The organism is Streptomyces sp. NPDC102490, assembly GCF_044765285.1.
Lineage (GTDB): Bacteria > Actinomycetota > Actinomycetes > Streptomycetales > Streptomycetaceae > Streptomyces.
Map to the genome: position 1 here is coordinate 15,883 of NZ_JBIWJU010000018.1, position 23,107 is coordinate 38,989.

Consider the following 23,107-nt stretch of genomic DNA (forward strand, 5'->3'; position numbering starts at 1 on the left):
CGCCGGTCAGTCCGGCAGCACCAGCCGGCAGGTGTCGCCCGGCTGGAGGCGCACCTCGCGGTCCGGCAGCCGGACGTCGATCGGCAGCGGTCCGGCCGCGGGCACGGCGATCTCCAGCCGGCCGTGCTCCAGCCGGCACCGCACGCCCCAGTGGCCCTGGTAGCGCACCGAGAAGCCGTACGACGACAGCTCCGGCAGCGGCACCGGGTCCAGCCACAGGGCGCCCGCGCGGGTCTCCAGGCCGGTCAGGCCGCGCTGGACGAGGTCGAGGGTGCCCGCCATGGCGCCCAGGTGGATGCCCTCGCCGGTGGTGCCGCCCTGGAGGTCGGCGACGTCGCCCTTGAGTGCCTCCTGGACGTACGTCCAGGCGTCGGCGCGGCGGGCGCGGGCCAGGATCCAGCCGTGGACGAGTCCGCTGAGGGTGGAGCCGTGGCTGGTGCGGGCCAGGTAGTGGTCGACGGTGCGCTGCCAGGTCCGCTCGTCGAGGCTGTAGCCCAACCGCCGGAACAGTGAGCGGAGTTCGGCCGGGGAGAACAGGTAGCCCAGCATGAGGACGTCGGCCTGCTTGGACGCCTGGTAGTTGTTGACGCTGTCGTTCTCGGCCTCCAGGAGACGGTCGAGGCGCCGGATGTCGCCGTACCGCTCGCGGTAGCCCGCCCAGTCGAGTTCGGCGAGGTCGCCGTATCCCTCGAACTGGCTGACGACGCCCTCGTGGAAGGGGACGTGGAGGGTGCGGGAGACGCTGTCCCACTGCTCCAGTTCCGCGTCGTCCAGCAAGGTGCGTTCGACGAGTTCGCGGCGGCGGGGTTCAGGCAGGTCGGCGAGGACGTCGAGGGTGCGGGACAGTACCCAGGCGGCGGTGACGTTGGTGTAGGCGTTGTCGTCCAGGCCGGGCCGGTCGGCGCCGGGGTAGGCCTCGTGGTACTCGTCGGGGCCGACGACGCCCCGGATGCGGTGCCGCCCGAGCCGCTCGTCCCAGGTGGCGGAGTCGGCCCAGAAGCGCGCGATCTGGAGCAGTGTCTCGGCGCCCTTGGTGTGCAGGAACTCGGCGTCGCCGCTCGCCTCGCAGTACTGCCACACGTTGTACGCGATGGCCGACCCCACGTGGTGCTGGAGGTGGGAGTGGTCGGGGAGCCAGCGGCCCGAGCGCGGGTTGAGGTGCAGCCGCTGGGTCTCCTCGCGGCCGTCGCTGCCGCTCTGCCAGGGGTAGAGCGCGCCGCGCCTGCCGAGGGCGCGGGCCGCGGAGCGGGCCTTCTCCAGGCGGCGGTGCCGGTAGTGCAGCAGGGCCCGGGAGACCTCCGGGAAGTGCAGGTTCAGGTAGGGCAGGACGAACAGCTCGTCCCAGAAGACGTGGCCGCGGTAGGCCTCCCCGTGCAGTCCGCGCGCGGGCACGCCCACGTCGAGGTCGGCGGTGTGCGGGGAGAGGGTCTGCAACACATGGAAGAGGTGCAGGCGCAGGATGCTGCCCGCCTCGCCGGGGACGTCCAGTTCGGCGCGGCGCCACAGCTGGCCCCAAGCGGTGCGGTGGCTGACCAGCAGGTCGTCGAAGCCGGGGGCCTCGGCCACCCGGTCGACGGCGGCCTGGAGCGGGTCGCTGATCGCCGGGTCGCGTGAGGTGTGCAGGGCCACCACCTTGTCGACGGTGACGGTGCGGCCCGGTTCGGCGCGCAGGGCGGCGCGCTGGGTGACGCACAGGTGCTCACGGGCCGCGGTGACCGGCGCGTCCGCGGTGGTGCGGGCGGCCATGCCGATCCGGATGTCCGAGGTGCGGGTCCGGCAGCGCAGCCACACCGTGTCGTCGTCGGCGCTGTCGGTGTGCACGTGGGTGAGGTGGTGGCCGTCGAGGTCCCGGTAGCGCGGCACGCCGGAGTTGGTGACGCCGCCGTCGAGGGCCGCCTCCACCTCCAGGTCGGCCGGGCCACCCTCGACGGTGAACTCGGTGCGCAGGGCGGCGAGATGGGGATCGGCCATGTGCACCAGGCGCAGTTGGCGCACGGACAGCAGGCGGTCCCCGTCGAGCCCGAAGCGGGTGAGGCGTTCCAGGACGCCCGAGTCGAGGTGCACGGTCTGACGGTGGTCGAGCACCTCGGCGGTGTCGGGCGTCAGCCAGTCCCCGCCGGCGGTCCTGAAGCGCAGCGGCAGCCAGTTGGGGAGGTTGACCATGTCCTCGTTCTCGACCTCGCGCCCCGCGACGGTGGAGGTGAGCCGGTTGTAGCAGCCGGCCACGTAGGTGCCCGGGTAGTGCACGTCGTCGGCGGCGCACTCGGGCAGGGCGCCGCGGGTGGCGAAGTAGCCGTTGCCGAGGGTGCACAGGGACTCGCGCAGCCGTTCCTCCGCGGGGTCGTAGTGGTCGTAGTCCCAGGTCGAGGGGGTCGCGGTCACCGCGAGCCGTCCCAGGTCCAGTCGGCGACCTCGGGCAGGTCCACACCGTGTTCGCGGATCCATTCGTGGTGCCGCAGCCGGGCGTCCTCCATCCGCTGCCGTACGGCGGCGGCGCGCACGGCGAGGCCGGGCACGCGGTCGATGACGTCCATGACGAGGCGGTAGCGGTCCAGGTCGTTGCCGACCACCATGTCGAACGGTGTGGTGGTGGTCCCGATCTCCTTGTAGCCGCGCACGTGCAGGTGGGCGTGGCCGGTGCGCCGGTAGGCGAGCCGGTGGATCAGCCAGGGGTAGCCGTGGTAGGCGAAGATCACCGGTTTGTCGGCGGTGAACAGTCCGTCGTACTCGAAGTCGCTCATGCCGTGCGGGTGTTCCCCGCTGGGCAGCAGGCGGGCGATGTCCACCACGTTCACCACGCGTACGGCGAGGTCGGGCAGGTGGCGGCGGACGAGCTGGGCGGCGGCCAGCACCTCCTGGGTCGGGACGTCGCCCGCGCAGGCGAGCACCACGTCGGGCTCGCGGCTGCCGTCCTCCGTGCCGGCCCAGTCCCAGATGCCGGCGCCGCGCGCGCAGTGCGCCTTCGCCTGTTCCAGGGTCAGCCAATCGAAGCAGGGCTGTTTGCCGGCGACGATCACGTTGACGTAGTCGCGGCTGCGCAGGGCGTGGTCGGCGACGGAGAGCAGGGTGTTGGCGTCCGGCGGCAGGTAGACGCGGACCGCCTCGGGGCTCTTGTTGAGGATGTGGTCGACGAATCCGGGGTCCTGGTGCGAGAAGCCGTTGTGGTCCTGGCGCCACACGTGGGAGGTGAGCAGGTAGTTGAGGGAGGCGATGGGCGCGCGCCAGGGCAGGCGGCGGGTGACGCGCAGCCATTTGACGTGCTGGTTGACCATCGAGTCGACGATGTGGACGAAGGCTTCGTAGCAGGAGAACAGTCCGTGCCGGCCGGTGAGGAGGTAGCCCTCCAGCCAGCCCTGGCAGGTGTGTTCGGACAGGATCTCCATCACGCGCCCGTGCCGGTCCAGGTCCTCGTCGACGGGCAGCGTCCGCTCCTGCCAGGCCTTGCCGCTGGCGGCGTAGACGGCCTGGAGGCGGTTGGAGGCGGTCTCGTCGGGGCCGACGAGCCGGAAGTCGCGCCGGTCGGTGGTGGCGTCCATGACGTCCCGGAGCAGGTCGCCGAGGACCCGGGTGGGCTCGTGCGTGCTCGCGCCGGGTTTGTCGACGGGTACGGCGTACTTCTCCAGCGCGGGCACGGGCAGCTCGCGCAGCAGGAGGCCGCCGTTGGCGTACGGGGTGGCGCCCAGGCGGCGCGGCCCCTCGGGGACGGCGGCGAGGACGGCGGGCCGCGGGGCGCCGGCGTCGTCGAACAGCTCCTCGGGGCGGTAGGAGCGCAGCCACTGCTCCAGCTGCGCGAGGTGCTCGGGGTTGGTGCGTACGGCGGACAGGGGCACTTGGTGGGCGCGCCAGGTGTTCTCCACGGGCAGTCCGTCGACCTCGGCGGGGCCGGTCCAGCCCTTGGGGGTGCGCAGGACGATCATCGGCCAGCGGGGGCGGCCGGTGGCGCCCTCCTCGCGGGCGGCGCGCTGGATCGCGGCGATGCGGTCCAGGGCGGTGTCCATGGCGCGGGCCGTCGCGCGGTGGACGGCGGCCGGGTCGTCGCCGGTGACGTGGACCGGGTCGTGGCCGTAGCCGCGCAGGAGCTCGTCCAGCTCGCCCTCCGGGAGGCGGGCGAGCACCGTCGGGTTGGCGATCTTGTAGCCGTTGAGGTGCAGGATCGGCAGGACGGCGCCGTCGTGCACCGGGTCGAGGAACTTGTTGGAGTGCCAGGACGTCGCCAGCGGGCCGGTCTCCGCCTCGCCGTCGCCGATCACGCAGGCGACCACCAGGTCCGGGTGGTCGAAGGCGGCGCCGTAGGCGTGCGAGAGCGCGTAGCCCAGTTCGCCGCCCTCGTGGATCGAGCCCGGCGTCTCGGGCGCGACATGGCTCGGTACGCCGCCGGGGAAGGAGAACTGCCGGAACAGCCGGGTCATGCCGGCCGCGTCCCGGGTGACGTCCGGGTAGGTCTCGGTGTACGAGCCCTCCAGCCAGGCGTTGGCCAGCACGGCGGGTCCGCCGTGGCCGGGCCCCCAGACGCACAGGGCGTCGAGGTCACGGGCCTTGATGACCCGGTTGAGGTGGGTGTGGACCAGGTTGAGGCCGGGTGAGGTGCCCCAGTGGCCGAGCAGGCGCGGCTTGACGTGCTCGGGGCGCAGGGGTTCGGCCAGCAGGGGGTTGGCCATCAGGTAGATCTGGCCGACGGCGAGGTAGTTCGCGGCGCGCCAGTGGGCGTCCAGGCCGGCGAGCTCCTCGTCGGTGGGCTCGGGGGGCGCCTGCTGCGTGTCGACGGACATCGGTGGTCCTTCCGTGTCGGGACAGCCGGTCGGGGCGCGCGGGCACGGGGTGCCCGTGCACATCCCAACCCTGCGCCGACCGGGCGGGTACCCGAGAGGGCCGTTCGGGTCACGTGGCGTTCCGAACGGGTCACGGAGCACCGGTGCCGCGGGGGGGGGCGGGCGGCGGTGCGTGACGGGAAACAGCACGGCCGTCACCGGCGCCGACCCCGGTGCCGACCGTGCTGGTGCAGCGGATACCCCAACTTCCGCGTTTCACACAGGAGTTGTCCGAACCAGGCGGCGACCCGCCTCGACGGGCCGCCGTCACCCGTGACGCAGAACGCCGGGACAATTTTGCATGCCGTGCATCTTTGCATACCATGCAACTTATGTCGGAGAAGAGTGCCGCGGGGGGCGGTCTGCGGGAGCGGAAGAAGCGGGCCACGCGTGCTGCCCTGGCCGAGGCCGCGGTACGGCTCGCCGCCGAACACGGGGCGGACAAGGTCACCGTCGAGGCGATCAGCGCCGCGGCCGGGGTGTCCGTGCGTACCTTCTTCAACTACTTCGAGAGCCGCGACGACGCCTTCGTGGTGGTCGACGCGGACGCGGGCGCACGCATGCGGCGCGCCGTGCTGGAAGCACCGGCCGAACTCTCCCCGCTGGCGGCCCTGCGCGAGGCCATGGCGGCGGAACTGGCCGAGGCGGAGCAGCAGCACGAACTGTGGCGGCTGCACGCCAAGGTCCTGCACGCCTCGCCGCACCTCCTGGCGCGCGGCGTCGGGGCCCACATGGAGGCCGAGGCGGACCTGGCCGACGCCATCGCCCTGCGCCTGCGCGGGGACGGCGACACCCACGGGGACGGGCCCGGGCTCTACCCGCGGCTGCTGGCCGCGGTGGCGGGCGCCGCGGTGCGCACCAGCATGGACCACTGGTCCGCCCACCAGGAGGAAGCCGCCTTCCTCGACGTCTTCCACGAGGTGTTCACCCTCCTCGCCGCCGGTCTCCCGGCGCCCCCCGCGTAGCCTCCGCGCCAAACTCGCGACCCCACCCGGACCCCTCACACGAAAGAGATGCCGTGACCGCTACCCAGGCGCCCGCCGACGCGCCTCCCACCTCGATGACCCACCGGCAGATACTCCAGGCCATGTCGGGCCTGATGGCCGGCATGTTCGTCGCGATCCTGGCCGGTACGGTCGTGGCCAACGCGCTGCCCACGATCATCGCCGACCTGGGCGCCAGCCAGTCGTCGTACACCTGGGTCGTCACCTCCGAACTGCTGGCGATGACCGCGACGGTGCCCCTGTGGGGCAAGCTGTCCGACCTCTTCAACAAGAAGCTGCTGCTCCAGCTGTCGCTGAGCATGTTCGTGGCCGGCTCGCTGCTGGCCGGCTTCTCGCACGGCGTCGGCCTGCTGATCTTCAGCCGGGTGGTGCAGGGCATCGGCGCGGGCGGTCTGACCGCGCTCGCGCAGGTCGTGATGGCCTCCGTCATCCCGCCCCGCCAGCTGGGCAAGTACGCCGGCATCTTCGGTGCCGTCTTCGCCGTGGGCACGGTGGCCGGTCCGCTGGTCGGCGGTGTCCTGGTGGACACCTCGTGGCTGGGCTGGCGCTGGTGCTTCTTCATCGGCGTGCCGTTCGCCCTGCTCGCCATCGCCCTGCTGCAACGCACCCTGCGCCTGCCCACCGTCAAGCGCGAGGTGCGCATCGACTGGCTCGGCGCGTTCCTGATCGTCGCCGGTGTCTGCGCGCTGCTGATCTGGGTGTCGCTGGCCGGCAACGATTTCGCCTGGGCGTCCTGGCAGACCGGGGTCCTCACCGGCGGCGGCGTCCTGCTGCTGGTCGCGGCGGTGGTCGTCGAGTCACGCACCGCCGAGCCGGTCATCCCGCTCGGCATCTTCAAGAACCGCACCGTCACCCTGACCACCGTCGCCAGTCTCCTGGTCGGTGTCGCCATGTTCGGCGGGACGGTCTTCCTCTCGCAGTACTTCCAGATCTCGCTGGGCAAGTCGCCGACCGTCGCGGGTCTGATGAGCCTGCCGATGATCCTCGGCCTGCTAATGTCGTCCACCGTCGCCGGACAGGTGATCAGCCGGACCGGCAAGTGGAAGCGGTACCTGGTGGCGGGCGCGGTGATCATGTCCGTCGGTCTCGCGCTGCTGGCCACGATCGACGCGAAGACCAGCTTCGGCCTGCTCAGCCTCTACATGGCGATCCTGGGTGTCGGCGTCGGCATGCTGATGCAGAACCTGGTGCTGGCCGCCCAGAACGACGTGCCCGCCACCGACCTGGGCGCCGCGACCTCCGTGCTGTCGTTCTTCCGCAGCATGGGCGGCACCATCGGCGTCAGCGTCCTGGGCGCGATCCTCGCCAACCGGGTCGCCGACGAGACGGCCAAGGGGCTCAGCGCCGCGGGCGTCACCGTCCCCGGCGGTGGCGGCGGCTCGGGCGAGGGCGGCGTCCCGGACATGTCCGCGCTGCCCGCCCCGATGCGGACGGTCGTCGAGCACGCCTACGCCGTCGCCACGGCCGACCTGTTCCTGATCGCCGCGCCGTTCGCGGTGCTCGCGCTGGTCGCCGTCGTGTTCATCAAGGAGAAGCCGCTGAAGACCACCAGCGGCATGGAGCGCCTGGCCGAGGAGGCCGGCGAGGGCGGTGCCGCGCCGGCCGCCAAGGACCCGGCGCCCGTCGCCTGAGCCACCCGGCGAGAAGACGGCGGGGCCGCCCGTCCGATCCGGACGCGCGGCCCCGCCGCCGTGTGCGGTGGCGGACCGGGGATCAGCCGCGGGCCATCGCGATCGAACCCGCCAGCCGCTCCCCCGCCTCGTAGATCATGTACGGGACGCCGCGGTCGGTGCCGAAGGACGGGGCGGCCGCGCGGCCGTTCTCCGGCGCGGAGCCGCGGGAGTCGTAGAAGACGCCGAGGTGCCTGCGGAGCGAGAAGTCGTTGCCGACCTCGGTGATCATCAGGTCGCCGCCGCTCTCCTTGTCCTTGTTGTAGACGACGTACGTGCTGTCGTTGCGGTGCAGCAGGTGCGGGCCGCCCACGTTGACGGCGCCGACGTCGCCGTGGCGCACCAGGGGCTCCTGGGCGAAGGTCCAGGTGCGCCCGTCTGCGGACCAGCCCCAGCCGATGTCACGGTGGTTGGACGTGTTGTTGATCATGAAGACCATGACGTAGTGCGCGCCGCGCGAGGGCAGTTCGTGCGGGAAGACCCGCGCGTAGGAGGTCTCGGTGGTGCCGGACGGCAGCATCGAGGTGTTCAGCACGACCTTGTCGTAGGTGAAGTGGATGCCGTCGGTGGAGCGGGCGAGCCTGGTGGTGGTGTTCTCGCCGTGGAAGTACAGCCACATCTCCTTGTTCCCGGCGTGCCACATGACGTGCGGCGAGGAGACGTGGCTGACGGAGTAGTGCGGCGACCACGCGTGGGAGACGATCGGGTTGTCCGGGTACTCCGTGAACGGGCCCTCCAGCGAGTCGCCGTAGGCCAGGCAGATGCCGCCGGGGGCGTCGTGCGGGGCGTAGTACAGGTAGTAGCGGCCGAGCCGGCCACTGGCGGGCAGCCGGTCGTAGACGCCCCGGACGGTCGGGAAGATGATCTCGCCGGTGGGGTTGTAGGCCAGCTTGGACGGCGTCAGCAGAGTGCGGACGTAGGTGTAGTCGGGGAAGCCGCCGGGTGCGGCGGAGGCGGTGGGCGCGGTGGTGGCGCCCAGGGCGAGGGCGGCGCCGGTGACGGCGGTGCCCTTCAGGAACAGACGGCGGTCGAGGTGCGGCTCGTGCATGTCGACTCCTGGGAGAGGGGGGAGGTCACAGGTACAGGGCTGCGGTGACGCACATGCCGCCGAGGGCGACCAGCCACACGTAGGGCAGGGTGCGGAGCATGACCTGCTGCGGACTGACGCCCGCGTACTGCGCGGCCCACACGGTCTGGGTGCTGGTCGGGTCGGCGACGCCGAAGACCTGGTTGTACGAGGTGGCCATGCCGAGGACGGCGACGGCCGGGTAGATGCCGGTGGCGATGAGGACGCCCGCGATGCCCGCGCCGAGCCCGAACACGTTGAGCGGGCCGCGGTACAGGCACAGCGGCACCAGCACGGTGAAGACGATGACGAACAGCACCGGATTCTGCGGGCTGACTGCCTTCATCAGCGGCTCCAGCGCGTCCACCGCGCCGGGGAGTTTGACGGCCGCGAGCAGGATGCCGATCGCCACGAACAGGGCGAGCGGCGGCGCGGCCACCTCGAAGCCGCCGTACAGGGTGCGCAGCAGCCGCTTGTTCATCTCGCCGGGCCGGGTGGTGGTGACCAGGGCATAGAGCACACCGGCGAGCATCGAGGGGATGATGGCCACGTCCAGGCCGAGGGCCAGGACGAGCGGGACCACGGGGGCGAGCAGCGCGTACCAGGGCGCGTCGCCGAGGCGTGCGCGGCGCGAGGCCGGGCGCGCGGACACCGCCTTGAGGGACCAGGCGTGCTCGGTGCCGCGCCGCCGGTTCTCGATGACGACGTAGCCGACGGCGGCGACCAGGGCGAACGGGAACAACTTCACCATGAAGCCGCGGACGGTGTCGACGGGCAGGTCGAGCGCGGTGGAGAAGAACTGCCAGACCGGCAGTTCGAAGGGAACCCCGACCGCGATGCCCATCAGCACCGTGCCCGCGGCGGTCACCTTGGGCACGCCGACGGCCACCATGGCGGGGATGCCGATGATGCCGGCCAGCATCGCGGCCGGTGCCGAGCCGGTGACGGTGCCGACGAGCGCCGAGACGGCGAGGACGCCGAGGGCGACGACGGTGGGCCGGTCGCCGCCGAACTCCACGATCTTGCGGACGAGGGTCCCGGCGATGCCGGTCTCGTCGAGCAGCTTGCCGAGCCAGGAGCCGAGGATGATGGCGACCATCGTCGCCGCGAGCGCCGGGGCGCCCTCCTGGAGCACCGTGTCCAGGACGCTGTTCTTGCCGGTCAGGGGCGCGCCGGAGAGGAAGGCGATGACCACGGCCAGCAGCACCAGCGCGAAGGCGGTGGGCAGCTTGCGGGTGAGCATCGCGGCGACGCCGGCCGCCATGACGAGGAGGATGACGACACCCATGGGTCAGTTCTCTCTTCTGTGCTCGGTCTCGGTCTCGGCGGCCAGGGCGGCGGTCAGCAGCAGAGGGCTGCGGCCGAGTCCGCAGACGGTGCGGGCGTAGGCGTGCGCGGCCACCTCCTCGGCCCCGGCGACATGACCGGGGACGCGCAACCGGCCCAGGCGCAGGGCGTGGTGGCCCAGGGCGCGCTTCAGGGCGGCCTTCGCGGGACCGTGGTGGAGGTGGGCGTGCACCGCCTCGTGGGCGAGGGCGGCCGCCCGTACCGAGCCGGGCGGGTACCAGTCGCGCCAGCCGCGGGCGTCGACGACCCGTTCGGCGAGTTCGACCGTGTCGGTGTACAGCTCGACGGTGGGCGGTCTGGAGGTGTACCGGGCGAGCAGCCCGCGTTCCAGTCCGCCGTCGCGCTCGACGATCCGGGCCTCGCACGCCACGGGCGCGAGGGCGGAGCCGAACGCGTCGGCCGCCCGCGCCCACCGGCGCAGCAGCTCCGGATCGCGGTGCTCGTGGGTCGGGGTGGCGGCCAGCAGCCGCACCGCCCACCCGATGTCGTCGGTGGCGGCCAGGTCCGCCCGGACGGGAGCGTTCTCGACGGTCATGCGCGCACCTCCAGTACGGCGACCACCGGTTCGTCGGCGGCGCGGGAGCGCAATTCGCCGCGGGCGAGGGCGAGCAGCGGCTGCGGGTCCAGGACGCCGGAGAGGTCGGCGATGCGGGAGCCGAGCAGCAGCCGTACGGCGGGGGCGCGGACGCCTCCGTCGCCGTAGGAGGTGTGCTCGGCGACCAGCTTGGCGAGCACCTCGGGGGCGGCGGCGACGGTGGTCGCCTCGACCCGGGCGTCGGGCGCGTGGTGGCGGACGACCCCGTCGGCGTCGACGACCCGGACCGGGTGGCGGACGGGCCTCAAGCGGCGGCGGACCTCGGTGCCGTACACGGTGTGGGCGGGGGTGCCCGCCAGTACGTGCACGTGGGCCGGGTCGGTCTTGAGACTGGCGGCGGCCAGCCGCAGGCGCTCGGTGTCGTCGGCGCGGTGCGCCCGGTCCTGGGTGCGCAGTTCGGTGGCGCCGGTGGCGATGGCGCGTACGACGTTGGTCTGCGGGTCGACGGTGACCTCGACCTCGACACCGTCGGCGGCGGCGCCCTGGGCGACCACGGCGCGCTCGGCCTCGGCGCGCACGGCGAGGATCTGCTCCTGGGTGGCGCCCGGCACGATCCGCTCGACCTGCTCGCGCACCAGGGCGAGGGCGACGCCGATGGGGCTGATGACCTCGCTGTGCTGCGCGATGCGGCCGGTCATGCCGGAGCGGGCGGCCAGGTGCGGGGTGACCGAGGCGGCGCCGCCGCCCCCGCCGACCAGGACGGCGGTGTCGGTGTCGAGGCGGTACTCGCGCACCAGGTCGTCCACGACGGACTGCACCTGGTCGGTGCCGGCGTCCAGGAGCCGGGCGGCGGCGGTGTCCACGTCGGTGCCGAGGGCGGCGGCGAGCGGGACCAGCGCGGCGCGGGCGGTGCCGGGGTCGGCGTGGGCGAAGTCGCCCTCGGGGACCCGGCCCAGCGCGTTGGCGGCGCAGGTCATGGTGAGGGCGAACCGGCCGCCCGCCGCGTCCAGGACCACGTAGTCGGCGGGGTCGCCGGGCAGCGGGCTGATCGTGGTCAGCGTCGCGTCCCGCAGGTCGGCCGGGTCGGCGTAACAGGCGTACGGCAGCCCGGCGATGTGCGCGCTGCGCGGCCCTGTGCCGGTGACCCGGCCGCCCGAGACGCGCACCATGGAGCCGCCGCCGACGCCGACGGTGCGGACGTCCAGGGCGTTGAGGTAGGAGGTCCGGCCGAGCAGCACGGCGTGCCGGACCGCGACCTTGCCGCGCTTGACGACGCTGATGTCGGTGGAGGTGCCGCCGGTCTCCAGGAAGACGCCCTCGCTGACGCGTTCCTGCATGAGCGCCCCGGCGACCCCGGCGGCCGGGCCGGACAGCACGGTCAGCAGGGGCCTGCGGCGCATCTCGTCCAGGGACATCACTCCCCCGTCGCAGCGCATCACCATCAGCGGCGCGGTGACCCCGGCCTTGGTGATGGAGGCGTCGACGAGGTCGGCGGTGGCCAGCATGCGCGGCAGGATCGCCGCGTTGACGACGGCGGTGCGGGTGCGTTTGCGCAGCCCGTACAGGGAGGTGATCTCGTGTGCGGCGGTGGTGGGCAGCCCGGTGGTGCGGGCCGCGTCGGCGACCGCCTCCTCGCCCTCGGGCCGGTCGACGCCGAAGGGTTCGCTGGCCACCAGGGCCTGGGCGCCGGCGGCGGTGAGCTGTTCGACGGCGGCCCGTACGGCGGGGGCGTCCTCGGGGTTGGGCACGTGCGCGTAGTGCAGCGGCAGCCGTTTGCCGGGGGTGAGTTCGAGCTTGGCGAGCGTGGCGAGCCTGCGGGTGAAGTACGTCCCGCCGCCGGTGCCGATGCCGAGCAGGCCGACGGTGGCGACGTCGCCCTCCAGCAGGGCGTTGGTAGCCTGGGTCGTGCCGTGCGCCAGGAAGGCCACGTCGGCGGGCGCGTGTCCGGTCTGCTTCAGCAGCCGGTCCAGTGCCTCGACGATGCCGTGCGCGACACCGTCCTCGTGATGGTGGCTCGTGGGGACCTTCACCTGGCCCACGAGCGCGAGCGTCGTGGCGTCGACCGCCACGGCGTCGGTGAAGGTTCCGCCCACGTCGATGCCGACGCGGATGCGGTGGGTGGTCATGTCCGGGCACCTCCTTGTGCTGGGTCGGTCCACGCGCGGGCGGTCACCGGGCGGGGCAGGTGGTGCTGCCCCGCCCGACTCCCGGCCCGCGCGGGGTCGTTCAGTAGCCCCTGACGTCGGGCCAGTGACGCTGTACGCCGTCGCGGTCGAGCACCCTGGCGAACTCCTCGAACCTCTTGTCCTCGGCCTGCACCTGGTGCGGCTCGACGTCCTCGGCGAGGCAGTGGGCGGCGAGGGCTCCGGCGACCTCACCGACGTTCCACTCCACCGGGTGCAGGCGGTAGCAGCCGTTGGTGATGTGGGTGGTGCCCAGGTTCTTGCCGGCCGGCAGCAGGTTGCGCACCCGGCGCGGGACGAGCGCGCCGAGCGGGATCTCGAAGGGGACGGAGCCGATGTCGACGTAGCCGTCGCCGCCGGTGGAGGGGTGCAGGTCGATGCGGTAGTTGCCGACGCCCACCGAGTCGCGGTGGCGGGTGCGGCCGTAGGGACCGAGCAGGTCGATGGAGACGTCGTGCTCGGTGACGGTGGTGACGGCCTTGATCCGGCGGGACTCGCGGACGTAGGCGGCCTTGGCGAGGCCGTCGGCGGTGCCGGTCACGTCGGGGCGCGGGCGCAGCCCGGGGAAGCCGGTGCCGCCGTCGGCGCGGGGTGCCTCGGTCTGGAGCCAGTACAGCACCGACAGGGACAACTGCCGTGCCTCGCGCAGGGCTTCTTCCTCCTGGCCGATGTAGGGCTTGAGCCAGTAGTCGTTGAGCGGCCAGTTGACGAGGGTGATGTCGGAGTCGAAGGCGCCGTCGGTGTGCAGCTTGCGGGCGAGGATGCGGCGGAAGCCCCACAGTTCCTTGTCGCCCGCGTCCGCGCTCTGGTCGGCGCTGACGGCCAGCGGATCGAGGTCGGGGTTGGGTACGAAGGTGCGCGGCACCGGTTCCAGGGTGCGCGGGTCGGGGGCCTCGAAGCCGAGCAGCGGTCCCGGCCAGAAGTCGGGCTTGTAGTCGCGCCAGAAGTCGTAGTCGGCGGGGCGGTCGATGGTGTGGTCCTCGCCCTCGTGGTGGGAGAGGGCGAAGCAGACGGTGATGCCCTGCTGGTTGCCCGGCTGGGCCTGGTCGGGGGCGTGCGGTTCGTCGAACTCGGCCCGGGACTCGGCGCCGTTGACGTGCTCGACGCCCGCGAGGTGGAGCAGTTCGCCGGTCTCGGTGGCGTCCAGGACGTAGCGGGCGGGGACGGTGCGGCGGGTGCCGTCGCGGAGGTCCTCCAGCGTGACGGCACGGACGACATCGTTGTCGGTCTCGGCGGCCACCGGCCGGTGCTCGGTGAGGACGGTGAGCCGTCCGGCCGCCCGGTGTGGGGCGAGCATGCCCTCCAGGACGGCGAGGGCGACGCGGGGCTCGTGGCAGAGCTTGCTGACCCGGCCGGCGCCCGGGTTGAGGTCGGTGAGGGCGGCGGCCTCGGCGCGCAGCGGGTACCACTGGCGGTAGTACTGGCGGATGCCCTCGCGCAGTCGCCGGTAGCCGGCGGTGGTGCCGAACTGTTCGACCCACGGGTGCTCGTCGGGCGGCACGGCCTGGCTGGTGAGCTGGCCGCCGATCCAGTCCGTCTCCTCGGTCAGCACGACCCTGCGGCCGGCCCGGCAGGCGGCGAGGGCCGCGGCGACGCCGCCGAGGCCGCCGCCGACGACGAGGATGTCGGGTTCCGGTATCACGCTGCTGCTCCTTAGGTGGTGCGGTCGGTGCGGTGGGCGGGGTGGTTCAGGGGGCGGCCGGGGGCGGGCCCGCGGTCGCGCCCGGCCGGAAGGCGCAGGCGACGAGGGTGCCCTCGGCGGGCCCGCCCGCGATCCGGGCGGCGAGCAGCCGTACGGCCTCGGCGCCCAGCGCGGGGCGCGGGATGTCGAAGCCCATCGGCGCCGGTCCGTCGGCGAGGTCGGCGGGCGGGCTGCCGAGCAGCGCGAGCGACACCTGGCCGGGGCAGTCCAGGCCCGCCACGTCGACGGCGGCGCGCAGGGCCCGCCAGGCGGCGCCGGTGTCGGTCTCCTCGGCGACGAAGGCGGTGACGCCGTCGGCCACCCAGGCGCGGACCCGGTCGGCGGTGAGGTCGCCGCGCGGGTCGCCGGAGCGGAACACGGCGCCGGGACCGGCGGGCAGGCCGCTCGCCGCGAGCCCGTCGAGGAAGCCGCGTTCACGGTCGGTGGAGGCGGGGGCGTCGTCGTCCTCGCGGACGAGGAGGACGCGCCGGTGGCCGAGCCCGGCGAGCGCGGTGACGACCTCGCGGCTGGCGCTGACGTAGTCGGCACCCACCCAGGCGAGGCCCTCGGGCTCGTCGCGCCGGCCGACGTGGACGACGGGGAAGTCGTCGGCGACCAGGCGCCGCAGTTCGTCCGCGGGGGCGTGGCGGCCCAGGAAGAGGCACCCGTCCGCCAGCCGTACGCGGTTGAGCGCGCCCGCTCCCTGGGCGCCCGCTCCCCCGGTGCTCGACCCGGTGAACAGCACCAGGTCGTAGCCCTGCGCGGCGGCTTCCTGCTCCACGCCGACGAGGAAGGGGTAGTACGAGTGCCGCACGTCGGTCGGGAAGGTCGCGGTGAAGCTGAAGACGCCGAGCAGGTTGTTGCGGGCGGCGGCGAGCCGGCTGGCGGCCGGGTCGGGGACGTAGCCGAGGCTGTGGGCGGCGTCCAGGACCTTCGCTCGGGTCTCGGCCGAGATCGGCCGGCCCGTCGCGATGTCGCGGCCGGACAGCACCAGGGACACCGTCGCCTGCGAGACACCGGCGAGCCTGGCCACCTCCGCCTGCCTCGGCCGGGCCCGCCGGCCGGACGGCGCGGGGGCCCTCCCCGGCCTCGCCCGCCCTGCGGCTTCCTTCGCCACCACGGCTCCTCTCCGTCGCTTCCGCTCCGCACAGCTTGTTAATGCGCATTACCTAATGCGCATTAACAAGCAATGTGAGGGACTGCGGGCCTCGGGTCAAGGGGTTGTGCTCAGGAAATGCCGAGTGCCGGATCAGATGCCGAACGGTGCCGCGTACCGGACGGTGCCGGCGGGCAGCGGGTGGCCGGCGTCCAGGGTGAGGGCCATCAGGGCCTCGTCCGGGACGTCGATGGTCAGTCCGATGCCGTGGGCGGAGGCCCGGGTGAAGCCGAAGCGGGGGTAGTACTCCGGGTGCCCGAGGACGACGACGTGGCGCTCGCCGAGGCGCCCGGCGGCGGCGAGCGCGGCCCGGACGGCGGCCGTACCGGCGCCGCTGTTCTGGTGCTCGGGCCGGACCGCGACGGGCGCCAGGCACAGTGCGGGGCTGTCCCCGATGTGGCAGCGGGTCAGCAGGGCGTGGCCGACCGGGCGGTCGGCGTCGTCCACCGCGACGACGGACAGGCCCTCGATCCACGCCCCGGGGTCGGCGCGCAGCGCGTCGACGAGGGCGGCCTCCTCGGGGGTGGGGAAGGCGGCGCGGACGATGGCGCGGACGGCGGGGACGTCGGCGCCGGTCTCGGCGCGGGTGGTCCAGGAACGGGAAGAAGACATCACGGGACTGGAGTCCTTCTCAGGTGGGCGTTCGTGGGATGCGGGGTCAGGCCGCCGCTCGGGGCGCGAGGGAGATCCGGGCGCTGCGAAGGACGGCGTCGAGCACGGTCATCAACCTCACCTCCCGGTCCTCCCGCTCCCCTGGAGCCCGATCGAACGCGAACGGCGACCACTGTACCCGTGGCAGGGTGCGCGGCGGGCGGGGTCACCACGGCTTCCCGGGGCCCTGGACCAATCCGCGGGCCGCGCGGGCCCCTTCGCCGCCGTGTACGACGCGGTGGCGGGGTCCGTGCTCGGGGTCGCCCGGGCGGTGCTGCGCGACCAGGCGCAGTCGGAGGAGGTCGCGCAGGAGGTGCTGGTCGAGGTGTGGCGCACGGCGCACCGCTACCGGCCCGAGCGCGGCACGGTGATCAACTGGGTCCTGACCCTGGCCCACCGGCGGGCCGTGGACCGGGTGCGGTCGGTGGAGGCCGCCGCGGCCCGCGACCACAAGGCCGCCCTGCTGGACCGGACGCCCGAGTACGACGAGGTGACCGAGCAGGTCGAGACCCGGCTGGAGCGGGAGCAGGTGCGGCGCTGTCTGCGCACCCTGACCGAGCTCCAGCGCCAGTCCGTGACCCTCGCCTACTACCGCGGTCTGACCTACCGGCAGGTGGCCGAGGCGCTCGCGCTGCCGCTGGGCACCGGTCAAGACGCGGCTGCGCGACGGTCTCATCCGGCTCCGTGACTGCCTGGGGGTGAGTGCGTGATGCGCACCGAGGACCTGCACGGCCTGACGGGCGCCCACGCCCTGCACGCCCTGCCCGACGACGAACGGGACGCCTTCGAACGCCATCTGGCGGACTGCGCCGAGTGTGCGCAGGAGACCAGGGAGTTCGCCGCCGCGACGGCCCGGCTGGGGCTGGCCGCGACGGTCGCGGCCGGTCCGGCGCTCAGGGACCGGGGGCTGCACCGCGTCACCACCGTGCGCCAGGTCCCGCCGGGCGGCGGCACCGTGGAGAAGGCACGCCGCGTCGTGCCCCGCGGGCGCGGCCCGGTCCGCTGGGCGCTGGCCGCCTGCCTGGCCGCGGCGGCGGGCCTCGGCGGCACTGCGGTGTGGCAGCACGAGCGCGCGCAGGACGCCGGCGAGCGGGCCGCGCGGGCCGAGCGGCGGGCCGAGACCCTCACCGGGGTGCTGGCCGCGCCGGACGCCCGGTCCCGTACGGCACGGCTGGCCGGCGGGGCAAGCGGGACGCTGGTCGTCTCCGAACGCCAGGACCGGGCCGTCTACCTGGCCTCGGGCATGGCACGACCGCCGCGGGGCAAGGTGTACCAGCTCTGGTTCGACGACCACGGCACGATGCGCCCGGACGGCCTGATGGACCCCGGCAGCACCCGTCAGGCGGTGCTGATGGAGGGTGCCGTCGACGGTGCGGCGGGCGTGGGCATCACGGTCGAACCGGCCGGCGGTTCGAAGCAGCCGACCTCCGACCCGATCGCGCTGCTGGGCATGCCGGCCTGACGGGGGCGGGGGGCCGGCATGTCACCGGCCTGAGGGCGTGGGGGGGCGGCATGCCACTCTGGGCGGACGGCGACCACGTCATGCCGCGCCACCACGCCCGCCCGCACCGCACCAGGACGGGGCGGCCGGTGCCGCCCGCCTCGTCCCACGCGGCACCGGTGCGGCAGCAGCCCGGCTGTTAGGCTGGTGCGGACTTTGATCGTGCAGTGAGGAGTGGCGGACATGGTGGGTGACGACGACATCTCCGGGTGAGATCCGGTTCCGGTAGGCCGCAGCGGGCGTTGTCGAGCGCCGTCGCAGTGGCCCCTTCGTCGTTCCCTTTTCCCTGTCTTCCTTCCCGGGCAGAGGTCTGTCTCCTGCCCCTCAGCCTCACGAGGTCGTCTCCATGTCCGACGCCGTCCTGCGCTGCTCCCACCTGTCCTTCTCCTGGCCCGACGACACCCCCGTCTTCGAGGACCTGTCGTTCACCGTGGGCGCGGGCCGCACGGGTCTCGTGGCCCCCAACGGGGCCGGCAAGTCCACCCTGCTCAAGCTGATCGCCGGGGAGCTGCGGCCCACCGCGGGCTCCGTGACGGTCTCCGGCGTCCTCGGCCATCTGCCGCAGACCCTCCCCCTGACGGGGAACCTGACCGTCGCCGAGGTCCTCGGCGTCGACGCCGTGATCCGGGCCATCGACGCCGTCGAGTCCGGGGACGTGGCCGAGGAGCACTTCACGGCCATCGGCGACGACTGGGACATCGAGGAACGCACCCGCGCCCAGCTCGACCGCCTGGGCCTGGGCGACCTCGCCCTGGACCGGCGGCTGAGCACGCTCAGCGGCGGTCAGGTCGTCTCCCTCGGGCTCGCCGCCCAGCTGCTGAAGCGGCCCGACGTACTGCTGCTCGACGAGCCCACCAACAATCTCGACTCGGCCGCCCGGAGCAGACTCCACGACGTGCTCACGGACTACACCGGCTGTCTGCTGCTGGTCAGCCACGACCGGGAGCTGCTCGACCGCATGGAGCGCATCGCCGAACTCGACCGCGGTGAACTGCGCTTCTACGGCGGCAACTTCACCGGGTACGAAGAGGCCGTCCGCGCCGAGCAGGAGGTCGCCGAGAAGAACGTCCGCAACGCCGAACAGGAGCTGAAGCGGGAGAAGCGGGAACTGCAACAGGCCCGCGAGCGCGCCGACCGCCGTGCGAGCAACGCCGCCCGCAACCTGAAGAACGCCGGGCTCCCCCGCATCTTCGCGGGCACCATGAAGCGCGGCGCCCAGGAGTCCGCGGGCCGGGCGGGCCAGACCCACGCCAGCCGGGTCGGTGAGGCGAAGGCACGCCTTGACGAGGCGGAGCGGTCGCTGCGCGAGGAACAGCGCATCACGCTGGACCTGCCGGAGACCGACGTCCCCGCGGGACGCACCCTCTTCCTCGGTCAGGGGCTCCGGATCCGGCTCGGCGAGCGGGAGGTGTTCGCCGGAACGGGCGTCGACCTGACGGTCCGTGGGCCCGAGCGGATCGCGCTGACCGGGGCCAACGGCGCGGGCAAGAGCACGCTGCTACGGCTGCTCAACGGCGACCTGGAGCCGGAGGGCGGCGACCTCAGGCGTGCCGACGGGCGCGTCGCGTACCTCTCTCAGCGGCTCGACCTGCTGGACGAGGAGCGCACCGTCGCCGAGAACTTCGCCGCCTACGCCCCGCAGCGTCCGGAGGCGGAGCGGATGAACCTCCTCGCGCGCTTCCTCTTCCGGGGTGCCCGCGCGCATCTGCCCGTCGGCCTGCTCTCCGGCGGCGAGCGGCTGCGGGCCACGCTGGCCTGCGTCCTGTGCGCGGAACCGGCCCCGCACCTGCTGCTCCTGGACGAGCCGACGAACAACCTCGACCTGGTCGGTGTGGGCCAGCTGGAGAGCGCCCTGAACTCCTACCGGGGTGCGTTCGTGGTCGTCAGTCACGACCGGCGGTTCCTGCGCGAGATCGGCGTCGGCCGCTGGCTGCGGCTGGCGGACGGCGAGCTGACGGAGACGGGGGCGGCCGAGGAGTAGGGCGCCGGCCGGGGACGGACCTCCCGGGTGCCGTGGGGTCCGTTTGCGGTCGGCGGGTGCCGCGCGGCAGGCTGCCGGTGTGGCCACTTTGCTGATCGTGCATCACACGCCGTCGCCGAACTGCCGGGCGATGCTGGAGTCCGTCGTGTCCGGGGCGACCGCGCCCGAGATCGAAGGGGTACGGGTGGTCCGGCGGGCGGCCCTGGCGGCCACGGCCGTCGATGTGCTGGAGGCGGACGGCTTCCTTCTCGGAACCCCGGCCAACCTGGGCTACATGTCGGGTGCGCTCAAGCACTTCTTCGACCAGGTCTACTACCCCTGCCTGGACGAGACGCGGGGCCGTCCCTTCGGTTACTACGTGCACGGGGGCAGCGACACCACGGGCGCGGTGCGCGGCATCGAGTCGGTCACGACCGGCCTCGGCTGGCAGCGCGCGGCGCCCGCGGTGAACGTGACGGGTGAGCCCGGCAAGGCCGACCTGGAGGCCTGCTGGGAGCTGGGGGCCACGCTCGCCGCCGGTCTGATGGACGACTGAGCCCGGCCCGCCCCCGGTGGGTGCTCGCCCCGGCTCCTAGCGCGGCAGTGTGCCCAGGAAACGCACGTGCGGGCGGCCTGCCGGGCCGGCGCGGGTGATCTCGGCGTCGACCCGGTAGACCTTCGCGACCAGGTCCGTCGTCAGGACCTCGGCCGGTTCGCCGCGGGCCACGACCCGTCCCTCCGAGAGGACGACGAGGTGGTCGCAGTACATCGCGGCGAGGTTGAGGTCGTGCAGGGCGACCACGCTGGTGACGGGGAGGGCGGCGACGAGGGCCAGCACGTCCAGCTGGTGCTGGATGTCGAGGTGGTTGGTCGGTTCGTCGAGCAGGAGTTCACGCGGCTCCTGGGCGAGGGCGCGAGCGATCTGGACGCGCTGGCGTTCGCCGCCGGAGAGGGTGTGCCAGAGGCGGTCGGCCTGGCCCGTCAGGCCGGTGCGGTCCAGGGCGTCCGCGACCGCCTCCTCGTCGGCCGCCGACGCCGGTGTCCAGGCGCGGCGGTGCGGGATGCGGCCGAGCCGGACGACGTCCCGGACCGTCAGTTCCACCTGGGTGTCCGTCTGCTGCTCCACCACGGCCACCCGCCGGGCGACGTCCCGGCGGCCCACCCGGTCCAGGGGGCGTCCGTCGAGGGTGACGCGGCCCGAGGTCGGGGCGAGTACGCCGGCGAGCAGCCGCAGCAGGGTGGACTTGCCGGAGCCGTTGGGGCCGAGCAGGCCCGTCATGGCGCCGTCGCGCGGGCTCAGGTCGACGCCGTCCAGGATCAGCCGGCCACCGGTGGTGCGGGAGACCCGCTCGGCGTTCAGGGTCACCGCGTCCTCCGGGTGCGGTACAGCACGAGCACGAAGGCCGGCACGCCGATCAGCGAGGTCACCACCCCCACCGGGACCTCCTGGGGTTCGAGGACGGTACGGGCCAGGGTGTCGACCCACACCAGGAACACGGCACCGGCGAGCGCGCAGACCGGCAGCAGCCGGGCGTGTCCGGGGCCGGTGAGCGCCCGTACGGCGTGCGGCAGCACCAGCCCGACGAAGCCGATCGCGCCGGCCGAGGCGACCAGGGCGGCGGTGAGCAGGGCGGTGGCACACAGCAGGACCAGCCGGGTGCGGGCCACGTGGACGCCGAGCGCGGCCGCCGCGTCCTGGCCGAAGGCGAAGGCGTCCAGCGTCCTGGCGTGACCGAGGCACACGGCCAGGACCAGCGCCAGGACGGCGGTGCCGGTCCACACGTCGCTCCAGCCCGCGCCGCCGAGCGAACCGAGCAGCCAGAACAGCACACCGCGGGTGGTCTCGGCGCCGGCGGCGGTCATGACCACGAAGGAGGTGAGCGCCGAGAACAGCTGCATCGCCGCCACGCCCGCGAGCACCACCCGGTCCGTGGTGCCGCCGAGGCTGTGGCTGAGCAGCATCACCAGCGCGAAGGAGCAGACCGCGCCGATGAACGCCCCGCCGGAGACGGAGAGCGCGCCACCGCCCACACCGAGCACGACGACCAGGACGGCGCCGGTCGAGGCGCCGGAGGAGACGCCGAGGACGAAGGGGTCGGCGAGCGGGTTGCGCAGCAGGGACTGGAGCACGGCCCCGCACACGGCGAGTCCCGCTCCGCACACCGCGGCGAGCAGGGTACGGGGCAGTCGCAGGTCCCAGACGATGCCGGCGCGGAGCGGGGACACGTCCCCGGCGGCGGTGCCGGCGCCGAGGTGGGCGGCGATCACGGACCACACGTCGGCGACGCCGATGTCCGCCGGTCCGATGGTGACGGCGACGGCCACGGAGACGCACAGGGCGACGGTCCCGGCCGCCGCCCACACGAGGGCGCCGCGCGGCGCGCGTATGCCGGAGACGGGCGCGGTCCGGCTCGCGGACGTCACTGGGCGAGCCCGAACGCGCGCAGGGCCGCCGCCACCTGTTCCACGCCCTCGACGGTACGGATGGTGGGGTTCATGGCCTGCCCGCTGAGCAGCACGTAGCGTTTCTCGCGGACGGCGGTCATGTTCCCGGTCACGGGGTTGGACTCCAGGAACTCGATCTTCTTCGCCGCCGTCTCGGCCGTCTGCGACTTACGCGTGAGGTCGCCGAGGACCAGGACGTCGGGGTCCCGGTCCGCGACGGTCTCCCAGCCGGTCTGCGGCCACTCCTCGTGGGTGTCGTCCATGGCGTTCTCGGCGCCGAGCGCGCGGGTGATGACGCCGGGGGCGCCGCAGCAGCCCGCCAGGTAGGGCGAGGTGGAGTTGGCGAACCAGTACATGAGGGTGACGCCGGAGGCGTCGATGCCGGATGTCGCCTTGTCGACCCTTGCCTTGAGGTCGGCGACGAGTTTCTCGCCGCGCTGCTCGACGTCGAAGAGGCGGGCCAGGTCGCGGACTTCGCCGTAGACGGTGTCCAGGGTGAGGGGCTCGTTCCGGACGCCGTCGCCGTCGCCGCTGTTGTCCTTGCCGGCGCAGTCGGACGGGGACAGGTAGGCGGGCACGCCGAGTTCCGTGAACCGTTCGCGGGTGGCGACACCGCCGGTGCCGAGGGTGGAGGCGAAGGAGGCGGCGACGAAGTCCGGTTCGGCGTCCAGGACCGTCTCGAAGGACGGTATGTCGTCGGCGAGCCGGGGGACGCCGGCGTTCGCCTTCTCCAGCCCCTTCATGACCGGGTCGGTCCAGGTCGCGGTGCCCACCAGGCGGTCGGCGAGGCCGAGCGAGAGCAGGATCTCCGTGGTGCCCTGGTTGAGGGAGACGGCCCGGCGCGGCGGCGCGTCGACCCGGACGTCGTGCCCGCAGTCGCGGACGGTGCGGGGGTAGCCGGCCGCGTCGGCCCGGGCGGCCGGGTCGTCGGTGCCCGTACCGGACCCGCAGCCGGAGGCCAGCAGGGCGCCGGACAGGAGCAGGACGGGACCGCGCAGAGCACGGCGGGACAGGCGGAGTCGTCGGGGGCCGACGGGGCGTGCTGCGGGCAAGGAAGGATCCTCTGGCGTCGAGGGCTCATGCGCGAAGCCCGTCCGTAC

At 73.5% G+C, this 23,107-nt stretch carries 18 protein-coding genes and 1 pseudogene; 7 read left to right on the forward strand and 12 right to left on the reverse strand.

Annotation, left to right across the window (positions count from 1 at the left end; all coding sequences use genetic code 11):
• Positions 1 to 6: 6 nt before the first annotated feature.
• Both ACIRGB_RS33235 and ACIRGB_RS33240 read right to left on the reverse strand, forming a co-directional pair.
• Entirely contained in the window at positions 7 to 2,382 is a 2,376-nt protein-coding gene (locus ACIRGB_RS33235; protein ID WP_403872752.1) for a glycoside hydrolase family 65 protein, read from the reverse strand.
• Positions 2,379 to 4,769: a phosphoketolase gene (locus ACIRGB_RS33240; protein ID WP_403872754.1), complete on the reverse strand. Its 2,391-nt coding sequence runs from the start codon at positions 4,767 to 4,769 to the stop codon at positions 2,379 to 2,381. The genes ACIRGB_RS33235 and ACIRGB_RS33240 overlap by 4 nt, the downstream gene beginning before the upstream one ends.
• 362 nt (positions 4,770 to 5,131) lie before the next feature.
• On the opposite strand from ACIRGB_RS33240, the gene ACIRGB_RS33245 reads away from it, so the two are divergent.
• Positions 5,132 to 5,773 carry a TetR/AcrR family transcriptional regulator gene (locus ACIRGB_RS33245; protein WP_403872756.1) on the forward strand — a complete coding sequence of 214 codons (642 nt, stop codon included), beginning with the start codon at positions 5,132 to 5,134 and terminating at the stop codon, positions 5,771 to 5,773.
• A 95-nt stretch (positions 5,774 to 5,868) separates the two neighbouring features.
• Positions 5,869 to 7,443, forward strand: coding sequence for an MDR family MFS transporter (locus ACIRGB_RS33250; protein WP_403872909.1), 1,575 nt, complete (start codon positions 5,869 to 5,871; stop codon positions 7,441 to 7,443).
• Between the two features lie 82 nt (positions 7,444 to 7,525).
• Here ACIRGB_RS33250 and ACIRGB_RS33255 read toward each other — a convergent pair whose 3' ends face one another.
• From ACIRGB_RS33255 to ACIRGB_RS33285, 7 genes are all read right to left on the reverse strand, one after another.
• Entirely contained in the window at positions 7,526 to 8,530 is a 1,005-nt protein-coding gene (locus ACIRGB_RS33255; protein WP_403872758.1) for a twin-arginine translocation signal domain-containing protein, read from the reverse strand.
• Positions 8,531 to 8,555: 25 nt separating this feature from the next.
• Positions 8,556 to 9,836, reverse strand: coding sequence for a TRAP transporter large permease subunit (locus ACIRGB_RS33260; protein WP_403872760.1), 1,281 nt, complete (start codon positions 9,834 to 9,836; stop codon positions 8,556 to 8,558).
• A gap of 3 nt (positions 9,837 to 9,839) precedes the next feature.
• Positions 9,840 to 10,430 (reverse strand): hypothetical protein, encoded by a 591-nt coding sequence (locus tag ACIRGB_RS33265; protein ID WP_403872762.1) that lies wholly within the window; start codon positions 10,428 to 10,430, stop codon positions 9,840 to 9,842.
• On the reverse strand, positions 10,427 to 12,556 hold the full coding sequence (locus tag ACIRGB_RS33270; protein WP_403872764.1) for a hydantoinase/oxoprolinase family protein: 2,130 nt from the start codon (positions 12,554 to 12,556) through the stop codon (positions 10,427 to 10,429). Before ACIRGB_RS33270 ends, ACIRGB_RS33265 begins: the two co-directional genes overlap by 4 nt.
• A 100-nt stretch (positions 12,557 to 12,656) precedes the next feature.
• A complete protein-coding gene (locus ACIRGB_RS33275; RefSeq protein WP_403872766.1) occupies positions 12,657 to 14,255 on the reverse strand; it encodes an FAD-dependent oxidoreductase in 1,599 nt (532 codons plus the stop codon).
• A gap of 46 nt (positions 14,256 to 14,301) precedes the next feature.
• Positions 14,302 to 15,414, reverse strand: coding sequence for a LacI family DNA-binding transcriptional regulator (locus ACIRGB_RS33280; protein ID WP_403872768.1), 1,113 nt, complete (start codon positions 15,412 to 15,414; stop codon positions 14,302 to 14,304).
• Positions 15,415 to 15,543: 129 nt separating this feature from the next.
• Positions 15,544 to 16,062 (reverse strand): GNAT family N-acetyltransferase, encoded by a 519-nt coding sequence (locus ACIRGB_RS33285; protein ID WP_403872770.1) that lies wholly within the window; start codon positions 16,060 to 16,062, stop codon positions 15,544 to 15,546.
• A 226-nt stretch (positions 16,063 to 16,288) separates the two neighbouring features.
• Here ACIRGB_RS33285 and sigK point away from each other — a divergent pair.
• The 5 genes and pseudogenes from sigK (at position 16,289) to ACIRGB_RS33310 (ending at position 20,118) form a co-directional block, all read left to right on the forward strand.
• Positions 16,289 to 16,811, forward strand: a pseudogene (sigK, locus tag ACIRGB_RS33290) (ECF RNA polymerase sigma factor SigK).
• Positions 16,811 to 17,563, forward strand: coding sequence for an anti-sigma factor domain-containing protein (locus tag ACIRGB_RS33295; RefSeq protein WP_403872772.1), 753 nt, complete (start codon positions 16,811 to 16,813; stop codon positions 17,561 to 17,563). Before sigK ends, ACIRGB_RS33295 begins: the two are co-directional and overlap by 1 nt.
• Before the next feature lie 50 nt (positions 17,564 to 17,613).
• Positions 17,614 to 17,745: a hypothetical protein gene (locus tag ACIRGB_RS33300; RefSeq protein ID WP_403872774.1), complete on the forward strand. Its 132-nt coding sequence runs from the start codon at positions 17,614 to 17,616 to the stop codon at positions 17,743 to 17,745.
• A 203-nt stretch (positions 17,746 to 17,948) separates the two neighbouring features.
• Positions 17,949 to 19,583 carry a ribosomal protection-like ABC-F family protein gene (gene abc-f / locus ACIRGB_RS33305; protein ID WP_403872776.1) on the forward strand — a complete coding sequence of 545 codons (1,635 nt, stop codon included), beginning with the start codon at positions 17,949 to 17,951 and terminating at the stop codon, positions 19,581 to 19,583.
• 79 nt (positions 19,584 to 19,662) lie between these two features.
• Positions 19,663 to 20,118 (forward strand): flavodoxin family protein, encoded by a 456-nt coding sequence (locus tag ACIRGB_RS33310; RefSeq protein WP_403872778.1) that lies wholly within the window; start codon positions 19,663 to 19,665, stop codon positions 20,116 to 20,118.
• A 36-nt stretch (positions 20,119 to 20,154) separates the two neighbouring features.
• On the opposite strand, the gene ACIRGB_RS33315 is transcribed toward ACIRGB_RS33310, so the two are convergent.
• Genes ACIRGB_RS33315 through ACIRGB_RS33325 form a run of 3 tightly spaced genes read right to left on the reverse strand, consistent with a single transcriptional unit; the run spans position 20,155 to position 23,059 of the window.
• Complete coding sequence (locus ACIRGB_RS33315) at positions 20,155 to 20,928, reverse strand: ABC transporter ATP-binding protein (protein WP_403872780.1); 774 nt, start codon at positions 20,926 to 20,928, stop codon at positions 20,155 to 20,157.
• On the reverse strand, positions 20,925 to 21,986 hold the full coding sequence (locus ACIRGB_RS33320; protein ID WP_403872782.1) for a FecCD family ABC transporter permease: 1,062 nt from the start codon (positions 21,984 to 21,986) through the stop codon (positions 20,925 to 20,927). Before ACIRGB_RS33320 ends, ACIRGB_RS33315 begins: the two co-directional genes overlap by 4 nt.
• A complete protein-coding gene (locus tag ACIRGB_RS33325) occupies positions 21,983 to 23,059 on the reverse strand; it encodes an ABC transporter substrate-binding protein (RefSeq protein WP_403872784.1) in 1,077 nt (358 codons plus the stop codon). Before ACIRGB_RS33325 ends, ACIRGB_RS33320 begins: the two co-directional genes overlap by 4 nt.
• Positions 23,060 to 23,107: the final 48 nt, after the last annotated feature.

What these genes read in the sequence shown, in the direction of transcription:
- ACIRGB_RS33295 (WP_403872772.1), top strand. Translation starts at nt 16,811, where the DNA reads ATGCGCACCGAGGACCTGCACGGCCTGACGGGCGCCCACGCCCTGCAC.
- ACIRGB_RS33240 (WP_403872754.1), bottom strand. Translation starts at nt 4,769, where the DNA reads ATGTCCGTCGACACGCAGCAGGCGCCCCCCGAGCCCACCGACGAGGAG.
- ACIRGB_RS33260 (WP_403872760.1), bottom strand. Translation starts at nt 9,836, where the DNA reads ATGGGTGTCGTCATCCTCCTCGTCATGGCGGCCGGCGTCGCCGCGATG.
- ACIRGB_RS33285 (WP_403872770.1), bottom strand. Translation starts at nt 16,062, where the DNA reads ATGTCTTCTTCCCGTTCCTGGACCACCCGCGCCGAGACCGGCGCCGAC.
- ACIRGB_RS33265 (WP_403872762.1), bottom strand. Translation starts at nt 10,430, where the DNA reads ATGACCGTCGAGAACGCTCCCGTCCGGGCGGACCTGGCCGCCACCGAC.
- ACIRGB_RS33255 (WP_403872758.1), bottom strand. Translation starts at nt 8,530, where the DNA reads ATGCACGAGCCGCACCTCGACCGCCGTCTGTTCCTGAAGGGCACCGCC.
- ACIRGB_RS33250 (WP_403872909.1), top strand. Translation starts at nt 5,869, where the DNA reads ATGACCCACCGGCAGATACTCCAGGCCATGTCGGGCCTGATGGCCGGC.
- ACIRGB_RS33270 (WP_403872764.1), bottom strand. Translation starts at nt 12,556, where the DNA reads ATGACCACCCACCGCATCCGCGTCGGCATCGACGTGGGCGGAACCTTC.
- ACIRGB_RS33300 (WP_403872774.1), top strand. Translation starts at nt 17,614, where the DNA reads ATGCCACTCTGGGCGGACGGCGACCACGTCATGCCGCGCCACCACGCC.
- ACIRGB_RS33245 (WP_403872756.1), top strand. Translation starts at nt 5,132, where the DNA reads ATGCAACTTATGTCGGAGAAGAGTGCCGCGGGGGGCGGTCTGCGGGAG.
- abc-f (WP_403872776.1), top strand. Translation starts at nt 17,949, where the DNA reads ATGTCCGACGCCGTCCTGCGCTGCTCCCACCTGTCCTTCTCCTGGCCC.